We start from the raw sequence: 11021 nt of genomic DNA, 5'->3' as shown, positions 1-11021 counted from the left end.
TCGTCAGGGGTTGGTCAACCGCGCGCGCAGCAAGACATCCGGCTCGTCTCCAATCAGGCCGTCCACGCCCAGGGCGGTCAGGCGGCGCACCTCGGCGGGGTCGTTCACCGTCCAGGCATGCACCCGCCAGCCCTGCGCGCGGGCCAGGGCCAGCAGGGGCGCGTTCACTGTGCCCACCTCGGCGTGCAGGGCGCCGCAGCCGGTCCAGCGCATGCCGGCGCGCAACAGCGGGGCGGGGTAAGCGCGGTGAATCAGCAGGCCGCGTTCAATCTGCGGGGCCAGATCCCGGGCCGCCCGCAGCAGCGTGGGCAGAAACGAACTTACGATCACCCGCCGCGTCAGGCCATGGGCGGTGATCGCCCGCAGCGTGCCTGCCACGCGGTCATCGGGCCAGGGCCCCTCGAACTTCAGCTCCACGTTCACAACCGCGCCCGTGTCGGCGGCCCAGGCCAGCGCAGCGTTCAGGGTGGGGACGTGCGCGGGCAGGTCGGACCGGTTGAGGGCGGTCAGGCGCCGCCCACCGGGCAGCGCCTCGTCGTGGTGCACCACCAGCGTGCCGTCCAGGAGGCGCCGCACGTCCAGCTCCACGCCGTCCAGCCCCGCGTCCAGCGCCGCCTGAAAGCCCAGCAGCGTGTTCTCGGGCGCCCGCACCGGCGCGCCCCGGTGGCCCAACAGGAGGGGGGTCATGGGCTTCAGGGTAAGCCCCGAGCCGTTAGGGTGCGGCCATGCTCTCGCTCTATCTGCTTGACGCCGGGCAACGACTCACCCCAGCGCTGGCCGACGAGGTGCGCCGTGTGGCGCGCACCGCCCTGGACCGGCACGCCGAAGCCCTGGCGCTCGACGCCCTGGACACCGTGATTCACTGCTCACCGTGGACCATTCCCGAAATAGGTCTGGTGGGTTCAGCGCCTGACGGCCACAGTGTGCTGATTTCTGTAACGCCCAGCAACCCCAACTTTGCGGCCTCGTGGCGCACAGAACTGCCCGCCACCCTGGCCCATGAACTGCACCACGCCGCCCGCTGGCGCAGTGTCGGTTACGGCTCCACCCTGCTCGAAGCGCTGGTGAGCGAGGGGCTGGCCCAGCACCATGAACGGCTGGAACGCCGTGAGACGCCCATCTACGCGCAGCCGACCACCGACCTGAACCGCCTGTGGGCGCGGGCCAGCCCAGCGCTGCAGGGGCCTTACACCCACCACGCCTGGTTTTTTGGCTCTGAGGACCAGGACCTGCCCCGCTGGGGCGGCTACGCCCTGGGCTTTGAACTGGTGGGCCGGTTTCTGCACCTTCACGGCGGCACGGCGGCCGACCACGCCCATACCCCCGCCAGCGCGTTTGAACACAGCTGGTCGGCTGGCCCTTGACCTTTCCCCAGGGGCAGGGCGCACGCTGGGTCTACCTCCGGAGGACACCCGACCATGACCACCCCCGCCCCACTCCTCATGACCATCGGCGCTTTTGCGCAGGCCAGCCGTCTGAGCCCCAAGGCCCTGCGGCTGTACGCGGAACTGGGGCTGCTGGCCCCCGCGCAGGTGGACCCTCAGAGCGGCTACCGCCTGTACGGCCACGCGCAACTGGCCGAGGCCCGCCTGATTGCCCTGCTGCGCCAGACCGATATGCCCCTGAGCACCATTCGCGCCCTGCTAGACACACCTGCGCCCGAACGGCCCGGGGCGCTGCGGGTGCACCTCGCCGCGCTGGAGGCCAGTCACCGCCAGCGGCGCACCCTGACCCGCCACCTCATTGGACACCTTGAAGGAGAGACCCCCATGACCCTCCCTGCCCCCCAGACCCGCACCGTGCCTGCCCAGAACGTCGCCACGCTGACCCGCCATGTGTACGTGCCTGAACTGCCCGGCGCCATCTCGCAGGGCATGGCCACGCTGTTTCAGACCCTGCGTGAGCAGGGCGCCGAGGCTGCAGGTGCGCCCTTTGTCATCTACCACGGCGAGGTCAACGCCGACAGCGACGGCCCCATTGAGGTCTGCGTGCCCTACAGCGGCGCGCTGCAGCCGGCGGGTGAGGTGGCCCTGCGCGTGGAACCCGCCCACGCGGAAGCCTATGTGACCCTCAGCCGGGCCCAGTTCGAGTTTCCGGCCATTCTGGCGGCCTACGACGCTGCCGCTGCCGCCGCGCAGGCCCGGGGCCAGTGCGGCGAGCTGAGCCCCCGCGAGGTCTACCCCCACGACTGGGACGGGGCCGGCCCCGACGACCCGGCCGGCGAGGTGGCGTGGCCCTACCGTCCACACGTTTAACCCCCGAGCTCTCCCCTACCCTGGGGCCATGAGCTACGCCGATCACCTGGGCATGACCGTGCAGGAGGCTTTACCTGAACTGACCCGCGTGACCGTGACGGTAGGGGACGCGGCGCTGAACCGGCGCGGCAGCGCCCACAACGGCGTGATCTTTGGCCTGGCCGACGAGGCCCTGTTCATCATCAGCAACCTGGGCGCGCAGGGGGTGGCCATTGATACCCACATGAGCTTTGTGCGCCAGGCCCGCGCCGGCGACGTGCTCGTGGCCCTGGCCACCCCGGAGCGCGTGGGCCGCACCCTGGGCATCTACCGCGTGGAGGTGCGCCGCGAGGCCGACTGGGAACTGATGGCCCTGTTCCAGGGCACGGTGAGCCGCAAAGAAAAACCAGCAGAGCCGGCCGACCGGGCACCATAAGGTTCCGGCCGGCCGGCTCTCTTGGTCTTCAGTATTCCACGTTGTAGGCGGCCGCGTCGCTGGTCCAGTCCTGCTGAGGTATGGGCCGCTGCACGGGGTTGACCACGATGCTCAGGGCCTGGGCAAAGCCGGGCGTGGTGGTGGGCTTCACGGTGGCAAAGTCCTGCCCCGCCGCGTACGAGCTGAGTTCATTCAGGTTCAGCGGGCGGCGGCTGGCCACCACCAGCACGCGGTTCAGGCCCTCGGGGCCCGCCACGTCGAAGGTAAAGCGGTCGCGGCTGCTGGGAAAGGCGCGGGTCTGCCCGGCGCGCAGGTAGGTGCTGCCCGAAAAGCGGTTGGGCAGAATCTGGTCCACGGTGCCGTCGGGGTTCACGTTGAACAGGTACACGTGGGCGTTCTCGTTGACCGTGGCGTACAGGGTAATGCGGTCGCCCACGCGGTAGCTGGGCACCGCGTTGCCGCTGCGGTCGCGGTCCACCCACACCCGCGCCTGCAGGGTGGTGGGCACCGGGTTCACGATGATGCTCTGGGCGCTCAGTTGCGGCGCGGCGGCGGCGGGCGCCGACAGGGCGCCCAGCAGGGAGGCGGTCAGGAGGACGGGCAGGGCAAGTTTGTTCATGATGGACTCCCGGAGGGCACAGGGCGCCGCCGCCCGGCCTGGGGCCGGGCCGTGTGGGCCAACCAACTGTGCCTCTGTCACCAAGGTAGGCCCCGCTGCCTGACGGGCGGTGAAGGCCAGCTGACGCAACATGAGCCCGGTCACGTTTTGTCTCATGAGGGGAGCGCTGCCGGCCCAAAGTCCACTGCCAAACCCAAGCAGAAGCGGCTCCCCGGTAGGTCGGAGAGCCGCACAGTCTGGCAGGGATACTAGGATTCGAACCTAGACAAACAGATCCAAAATCTGTTGTGCTGCCATTACACCATATCCCTATGGTTGCCGTTTCTCGGCGGGCCCGAGTATAGCGGCGCCCCCCGGGGCCGGTCAAGCGCGGGCTCAGGCCGGGGCGGCGGCCCCGCCTACCACACTCAGCCCCGCAAACTTCAGCAGCAGGCGCTTTTGCCCCACGCCCGGGAAATACACCAGCACCTCGCGCCGCTCGCCCTGGTGAAAGCCCTGCATGAACACCCCGGTGCCAAACTTGGCGTGCTGCAGCCGCAGCGGCTCGGTGGTGCTGACAGCGCGCTGGAGTTCCCGGCTGGGAATCCCCAGGCGGGCGCTGACCTCGGGCAGGGACAGGCCGTGCAGGTCCAGCAGTTCGCGCGCCTGCAGCGGCCAGCTGGGGGGCAGGGCAACCTCGTCGGGCAGCGGCTCGGCATCGGGCAGGGGGGCGGCGGGCAGGGCCGCGCGCACCGGCATCCCGGGCAGGCTTTCCAGAAACAGCCGGGTGGCGTGCTTGTCGGTGGGTCGGCGCTCGCCGCCCGGCAGGGTGGGCGAAAAACAGCGGGAGGCGGCAATGCACTCGTAACAGCCGTGCGCGTTCTGACAGCAGGCCTTGGACACCAGCCCCAGGGCGCGTTCCAGCAGGGCGTCCATCTGCTCGTAAGCCCGCCGCGCCACCCCCAGGCCGCCCAGCCAGTCGTCGTACAGGAAAAAGTAGGTGTCGCGGCCCTCACGAAAGGCGCTGGCGAGGTCGTTCTCGTCGCAGGCAATCCGTTCGGGGGTCACCTTGTGCAGCAGATGCTTGAGGGTGTGGGCCACAGCGGTGGGCCGCTCGGTGGCGCGCGGGTCCAGGCCAATTTCCAGGGCACTCGTGCGGAAGGCCGGCAGTTCGGTGGGCTGGTCGTACAGGTGCTCGCTGAGCTTGTGGTCCTGCATCCGGTCCTGAATACGGCCCCCACAGCGGGCGCAGCTGCGCTCGGTGGGGCCGGGTTCACGGTCGCAGCCCACGCATACCCGCTCGAACACCTGCCGCAACATCTGGTAGCCCGCGTAGCGCCGCCGAATGCTCACCTCGCCGCAGCGGTAGGCCAGTGGGCCCCGGCGCACCCACTCGCCCATCCCCACAGGGGTCACCAGCGTGGCCGACAGCCCGCGCGTGAACAGGTTGGCGGCGTCGTAGCGTTCCACCACAATCGCCGTGCCCGCCGGGTGCTCGTCCCAGCGCAGCACCTTGTAGCCCTGGCCGTCCAGGGTAAACACCGCGCCCTCGTGCTTTTCCGTCAGGGCGTAGTGCTGGCTGGGACTTTCCAGCGGGGCGTCCAGGGCCTTTGACCCCAGCTTCTCCCAGTCAGCAGCCTCGACCACGGCGTATTTCAGGCTGCCCTCGCCGCGCAGATTCCAGTAGCGGGGGGCTATGCGGGGCTCGTGGGGCAGGGCCAGACCCGCCAGCCGGAATTCCTCGTTGGCGCGGGCCTGGTGCCGGGGCGAGAGATAGGGGTTCTGCGCCTCCACCACCGCCTTTTCAATGGGGCCGGTCAGCAGTTCCAGAAAATTTCCCGCGTTGCTGTAAAAGGCGTCGGCGGGCAGCGGCACCCCCTGTTCGTTCAGCGCGGGCAGGTACAGCACGACCCCCGGCGCAATGCGCCCCGCGCGGCCGGCCATCTGGCGAAAGGCCATGCGGCTGCCGGGATAGCCGTCAATAATCACCACTTCCAGGTCGCCAATGTCCACACCGGCTTCCAGGGCGTTGGTGGCGAACATCACCCCGCTGCGGGCGCGGCGGAATTCAGACAGGCGGCCCTCGCGGTCGCTGGTGCCGGCCATGTACAGGTGGGCGCGGCGGGCGTACCCCGGCTGGGCGCGGTACGTGGAATACAGCCGCGCCGCGCGCGAGCGGCCCCGGAAAAAGGCCAGCACCTTCAGATCGTAGCGCTCGCTGGCGTCCATGACCGCGTTCCAGAAGCGGCGCGGCTGGCCCCTGTGGTCGGCCAGCACGTAGCGCTTGCCGTGGCGTGCCGCCCCCGATTCACTGACCTCTGTGGCTTCTACGCCGGTCAGTTCGCGGGCAAATTCGGCCGGGTTGCCAATGGTGGCGGTGCTCAGAACCACCTGGGGGTTCGCCCCCAGCGCGCGCGCCAGCGCCAGCAGGCGGCGCAGCATCCCAGCCACCTCCGAGCCAAAGCCACCCCGGTAGGTGTGGGCTTCGTCCAGCACCAGAAAGGACAGCCCCTTCAGAAACTCGCGCATGCCCGGCTGGGTCAGCGACCAGTGCAGCTTGTCGGGCGTGGCCGTCACCATGCGTACACCGGGCCGGAACACCTCGCTGCCCTGCGCCGAGCCCTGAAAGGCCGCCACCTCCCAGGGGAAGCCGCCGCGCGCCTTGAAGGCCAGCAGCTTGTCGCGCTGGTCCTGGCCCAGGGCCACCAGGGGGTAGACGAACAGGGCCGTGGCCTGGGGATCGCGTTCCAGCCGGTCAAAGACGCCCGGAAAAAAGGCGCCGGTTTTGCCGCTGGCGGTGGGCGTGGTGATGATCACGTGGCCGCCCGCCCGCATCAGCTTATAGGTCTGGGCCTGGTGGGCGTAGACCTCGGGGAAGCCAAACCCGCGCGCCACGGCGCCGCTCCAGCCCAGGTCGCCCACCGCCACGGTGCGGGCCGCCTGGGCCTCTTCCTCGTGCAGCCGGGTGGCGCCGCTGCCCAGGGTGTCACGCAGAAAGCCGTCCAGGCGGGCAAAGGGAGAGCGGGCGGGCAGCACGGGGTTCAGTGTAGAGGGGGGGCAGCGGCGGGGAGGGGGGATTGGGTCACGGTGTCCGCCCTCTGGGCCTGTAGACACAGAGAAAGCCCTACAAACGTGTCATCTTTGCACTTCGTCCGGCGAATGAAGGCGGTAACCTTGAGAATAAATGAGGAGTAGACCAAAACCGCTTTATCCAAGAGCAGCTCTAGGCATACTGCCCTTTGTGCTGCTGGCCTGTACTGGACCACAAAACCCAGAGCCGCCCACACCGCCCTCTCCAGAACCAGTAAAGACCACGCTGAAGGACGACATCATCAGCGGTGAGGTTGTGGGCACCACTTTTCCGCATGGGAAGGTGCTGCTGGCCAGCCTGAACGAGATCAGCGCCTCAAATGAGGGGACCATCACCGCGCCAGGAACTCTTCGCTTCCCGCTGACCCAACGCCCTTCTCAGGTTACGCCTGTGACGCTGCTGCCCCCTCAGAACAGTGGGTGTACCTTCACAGGCAGCAGCTCTGGCAACACCAATATCTATCGCCTGAGCCGGTTATACGTCGTGAGCACTGACGGTGATCCCATGGGCACGGTGACCGAGCATTTCCTCTCTGGCGCCACGCTGAGCGGCAGTGTGGTGGCCCGCATTTACAGTGAGCAAGCTGCATCTGCACAGGGCGTTGCCTCTTGCGGGATGAGCGGGCGAGTCGAGTATGACTTGAAGTTGAAGCAGGGCTGGAACGCCGTAGAGTATGCCTCCAACAGTACTACCCTGTTTATGCGGACGCCCAGCGCAGAGGCCAGAACAGAGTTGCGGGGTTTGCGGTTCACTCCCTCTGTCGTGACATCTCCGTCATCGTTGAATATCACCTTGACCAGCGATGACCCGGTGCAGGTGCCTGTCACCTTCTTCCAGGTAGGAGGATTCAGTGGTGAACTGCGCCTCAGTACGTCCTTACCTGGTCTGACAGTCGAACCAGCGACCATCAACCTCTCAGCCCTGAGCGCCCAGCAACACGTTCATCCCTTTTTGGCTGGCCTGGGCCTCGCACCCCAGCGCCTGAACACCACACTGACTTTCCGCTACAGCGGCCCGGCCAACACACAATCTTTTGAGCTGCGGATGACCTCTGCGTCAGGGGCTGCTCTGAACACTATTCTCGGTCAGCTGCGCGATGAGCGTCCTTCCTTCTCCATGCGGCTCCCGAACGCCCAGGTGACCCTCGAGCGCAACGGGTCGGCCAAGTTGGCCCTTCAGCTGCAAGCGCACAATCAGTTCAAAGGGCCTGTGACGCTCAGCCTCCTGGGCCTGCCTGATGGGGTGAGTGCCGCAGCCACAGAAGTCAATCTGACAGACACAGCCGCGACGCAGGTGCAATTGACAGGCGCCAACCAGCTTCTGGCTGGATCGTACCCGCTGAAGGTGCAGGCGCGCAGCGGAAAACTTCTGGTGGAGGCCGCTGCCTCCCTCTACGTTCCGCAGCCGGCAGCAACGCTGGAAATTCTTACAGGCAGCGCTCAGGTCGACCGAGGGAAATCAGGGACTGTTCAACTTCGTGTGCGAAGTGTCCACGGTTTCGGTGGCCGCACCACCGTTACGCTTCGGGACCTTCCTCCTGGCGTCACAGCTGACCCTGTGACCGTTGATCTGACGCCCGGTGCCACTGCTGATATCCAGACAACTGTCTACACGACAGCGGAGACTGCACTGGGGATCTTCAACTTTAAGGCCACCTCACCCGATCTGGCCCCTGGTGATACAGGCGCCTCTGGCCGCCTGAGGGTGTTGCCCACCAGCTTCCTGCTGGGCCAGGAAGCTGGAGCCCTGACGCCTTCCGCTCACGGCGTCTGGGTGCGCACCGCCTCAACATTCAATCCACAGACTGGCGCAGAGACGGCAACCTTTACCCGTTATGTGAATGGAGTGCCCAGTGCGCCCGTGACCATTCCAGATTCCGGGGTAACCCGAGTCAGCACGTCTCAGGGTGATCTTCTCGTTCTGTCGCAGCGCACGGGCAACGGCTGGAAAATAGATGTCCATGGCCAAGTGAGCACGTTCGACCATCCGCTTCTCTATAACCGGAGCATATTTGCCATGACCGCCACCACTGATGCCCAGGGACGGATCTGGTTGATCCAGGGCACCAGCACTTCAGGCGCTGTCACCAGTCAGCTTGCCTACTGGGCCCCTGGAGCAGACGATATTGTTCCTGCAGGCAGCGATGTGAACTATGGCTACGTCTACCGCAGCACATTCCTGATCAGCAACAATGGGCGCTTTGTGGTCTTCCAGGGCCAGGAAGGGGATATGGCCACGCTGACTGACACAACCTCTATGGCAACCCGCAAAGTAGATGTGGGCGGAAACAATCAGCACACGCACATTGCCGTGGACAACTCAGGCAATATCTGGTCCATAGGCACCGGCCTGGGCCTGCGCCGGCTGGGCCTGAACGGTGCCGTTACGCTCTTCAATCTGCCAGGAGACCGTCCCAATCAGGTGATCGGCTTTGACCATGCTCAGCCCAACTGGCTTTGGGGAACAGGGTACGCCGGCGCCTCGCTGATTGACGTCGAGACACTCAGCAACCGCACGCTGCCGGTACACGGCCTTATTGAAGGGCTGGCGCTGAACAGCCAAGGCGGCGCGACTCTGCTGACCCGCAATGGCACCATGACGTCGACCAGTTATTTTCTGGAATACCTGCCCTGATACGGGTTCCGAAAAGTTCCGTAACGTGTTACGGAACTTTTCCGACCAGAGGGAGGGGGAACAAATACGGATTTCCGGGAATTGGAGGAACATCCGGCTCTTTCCCGGATGTTACGGAAATGGAGGGAATCCGTATGACTTCTGGCAAGAGACCCGGGCCGGCGCTCATCGCGCCGGCCTGCTGTCTGTCTACGTCCCCCGCATCACAAAGTGCTCCATGATCGCGTGGTGGTCCTCAAAAAACTGCTCCGGCTGCCCCAGCGCCTCGCTCAGCGGCAGCCACAGGGCCTCGCGGGCATCACTTCCCCCACTCAGGCGCGGCAACTGCCCAATCCCCAGGTCAAAGTGAAAGGCGTGGGTGACCGTGCGCCCGCGCAGGCTGCGGTCGGGGTAGTCGAACACCGCCTGGGCACGCAGATGCGCCGGCAGGTCCAGCCCCGCGCCCAGGCCCGTTTCCTCGTGAACCTCGCGCACGCAGCAGGCCAGCAGCGTCTCGTCCTGCTCCAGAAAGCCGCCGGGCAGGGCCAGCCGCCCCCGGCCCGGCAACCCGCCCCGGCGCACCAACAGCACATGGCCGCTTTTCACCACCACAGCGTCACTGGTCACGAAGATAGGCGGATAGGGCGCGGCCTGCCACGCGGCGCGGTACTGCTGCAGGTAGACGTATTCGGCCTGCAACTCCTGAAACTCAGGGGTGGTGCGGAAGCGGTCCAGAAAGGCGTGCACCGCGCCCGGCACCATGGTCTGCACCTCGTCCAGGCGGTCTTCAAAGTAGGCCCGGCGCACATCCGTGGCGCTCAGTGGGCTCACCACGTGGGTGGGAATGAATTCCCAGGCCGGAAAGGAGCGCAGGTAATAGCTGCTCTCGTCCTTGATATGCCCGATCAGGGCCACGTCGCTGCTGCCCCGGGTGTGGGCATGCACGCCACTTTGCACCTCGGAGAGCCACAGGGCCTCGTTGTAGAAGTAATCGCGCACCTGCACAAACAGCACGCGCGTGCGGGGAATCCCGGCCCCGCGCAACATGGCGGCAATCAGCGCCTGGCGTTCGTCGGCGGTAAACGGGTTCTTGACGTTGCGCGCCGCCCGCGCGCTGCCAATCACCACGATCAGCTTCTGCACGCTCTCCAGGGCTTCAAGCATCACCAGCAGGTGCGCCTGATGGGGCGGCTCATAGCGGCCAATGTACACGCCGAACGTGCGCTTGCGCCGGGCCGGGGCAGGTGTGGTCATCATCCTCATGGTATGCATCAGGCTTCATGAAGCAGATGAGTCACTGCTTTCATTCTAAAGTTGCTCACATTTCGGGGCTGGGCGTCGTACTGTAGGGCATGACGAAAAAAATTCTGTCGGCGGCTGTTCTGCTTTCTGCTCTTTCCGGCGCGGCCCTGGCGGGCGGCGCGGCGGCGCCCGCCGCGTCCCAGGTGCAACCGGCGACCCCAACGGCCATGGCAGCCGCGCTGCGTGAAGCCGGCTACCGCGTCACCCTGAACCCGGCCGACCCCGACAGCGACCCCAGCATGACGATCATGGCGGGCGACTACGAGGTGACAGTGTGGCTGAGCAACTGCAAGGCCAACACCTGTAGCCGCGCCACCGCCAGCGTGTCGTGGGACTACAGCGACGACGAGGACAGCCTGGACACCGAACTGGTGAACGACTGGAACAGCAACTACTACACCCAGGCGTACATCTACGAAGGCGCCTACTACCTGGATTCCACCATGCCCATTGCCGGGGGCTACACCAAGGCTGCGGTGAAAGCCTGGATGACCGAGTACCTGGGCGACGTGGCCGACTTCGAGATGGAACTGCCCTGAGGCTAAACCCCGCCCTGGCATGAAGCACATGCTCTGACGACGCGGGCGTGACCCGCTGCGTGCTGTGCGCCCCCCCCGTCCCTTGCGGCGGGGGCTTTTCATTGGCTGGCCTGACCTGGCCGCGCCGGGCCCGCGCAACATGAAGAAAACCGCCGCGTCAGGTCAAGGGGGACTTCTGGGGCTTCTGGCCCAGGGGCAGGCAGGGGCG

9 protein-coding genes and 1 tRNA gene are annotated in these 11021 nt (G+C 66.5%); 5 read left to right on the top strand and 5 right to left on the bottom strand.

The genetic code is table 11. The features are described from left to right. Positions 1 to 3: 3 nt before the first annotated feature. Entirely contained in the window at positions 4 to 687 is a 684-nt protein-coding gene (locus C8263_RS15685) for a glycerophosphodiester phosphodiesterase (protein ID WP_107139076.1), read from the bottom strand. Between the two features lie 38 nt (positions 688 to 725). On the opposite strand from C8263_RS15685, the gene C8263_RS15680 reads away from it, so the two are divergent. The 3 genes from C8263_RS15680 to C8263_RS15670 are packed head-to-tail and all read left to right on the top strand — an operon-like array spanning position 726 to position 2670. Next, positions 726 to 1364, top strand: coding sequence for a DUF2268 domain-containing putative Zn-dependent protease (locus tag C8263_RS15680; RefSeq protein ID WP_199188422.1), 639 nt, complete (start codon positions 726 to 728; stop codon positions 1362 to 1364). Between the two features lie 54 nt (positions 1365 to 1418). Further along, the gene (locus C8263_RS15675) at positions 1419 to 2255 is read left to right on the top strand and encodes a MerR family transcriptional regulator (RefSeq protein WP_107139075.1); all 837 of its coding nucleotides are present in this window, start codon (positions 1419 to 1421) and stop codon (positions 2253 to 2255) included. A 28-nt stretch (positions 2256 to 2283) separates the two neighbouring features. Beyond that, on the top strand, positions 2284 to 2670 hold the full coding sequence (locus C8263_RS15670; protein ID WP_107139074.1) for a hotdog fold thioesterase: 387 nt from the start codon (positions 2284 to 2286) through the stop codon (positions 2668 to 2670). 28 nt (positions 2671 to 2698) lie between these two features. Here the strand turns inward: C8263_RS15670 and C8263_RS15665 are convergent, their stop codons facing one another. The 3 genes from C8263_RS15665 to C8263_RS15655 form a co-directional block, all read right to left on the bottom strand. Beyond that, on the bottom strand, positions 2699 to 3289 hold the full coding sequence (locus C8263_RS15665) for a DUF4384 domain-containing protein (RefSeq protein WP_107139073.1): 591 nt from the start codon (positions 3287 to 3289) through the stop codon (positions 2699 to 2701). A gap of 237 nt (positions 3290 to 3526) precedes the next feature. Beyond that, a tRNA-Gln gene (locus C8263_RS15660) sits at positions 3527 to 3600 on the bottom strand. A gap of 64 nt (positions 3601 to 3664) precedes the next feature. Then, entirely contained in the window at positions 3665 to 6304 is a 2640-nt protein-coding gene (locus tag C8263_RS15655; RefSeq protein WP_107139072.1) for a DEAD/DEAH box helicase, read from the bottom strand. Between the two features lie 205 nt (positions 6305 to 6509). Here C8263_RS15655 and C8263_RS19030 point away from each other — a divergent pair, with 205 nt between their 5' ends. After that, complete coding sequence (locus C8263_RS19030) at positions 6510 to 8993, top strand: hypothetical protein (protein WP_146160722.1); 2484 nt, start codon at positions 6510 to 6512, stop codon at positions 8991 to 8993. 189 nt (positions 8994 to 9182) lie between these two features. On the opposite strand, the gene C8263_RS15645 is transcribed toward C8263_RS19030, so the two are convergent. Next, a complete protein-coding gene (locus C8263_RS15645; protein WP_233218853.1) occupies positions 9183 to 10226 on the bottom strand; it encodes a bifunctional nicotinamide-nucleotide adenylyltransferase/Nudix hydroxylase in 1044 nt (347 codons plus the stop codon). Positions 10227 to 10324: 98 nt separating this feature from the next. On the opposite strand from C8263_RS15645, the gene C8263_RS15640 reads away from it, so the two are divergent. Then, complete coding sequence (locus C8263_RS15640) at positions 10325 to 10813, top strand: YbjN domain-containing protein (protein WP_107139069.1); 489 nt, start codon at positions 10325 to 10327, stop codon at positions 10811 to 10813. Positions 10814 to 11021: the final 208 nt, after the last annotated feature.

Origin of the sequence: Deinococcus arcticus (assembly GCF_003028415.1) — a bacterium.
GTDB lineage: Bacteria > Deinococcota > Deinococci > Deinococcales > Deinococcaceae > Deinococcus > Deinococcus arcticus.
Note: the sequence above shows the minus strand (reverse complement) of the source record. Positions and strands in the feature narration are given on the sequence as shown.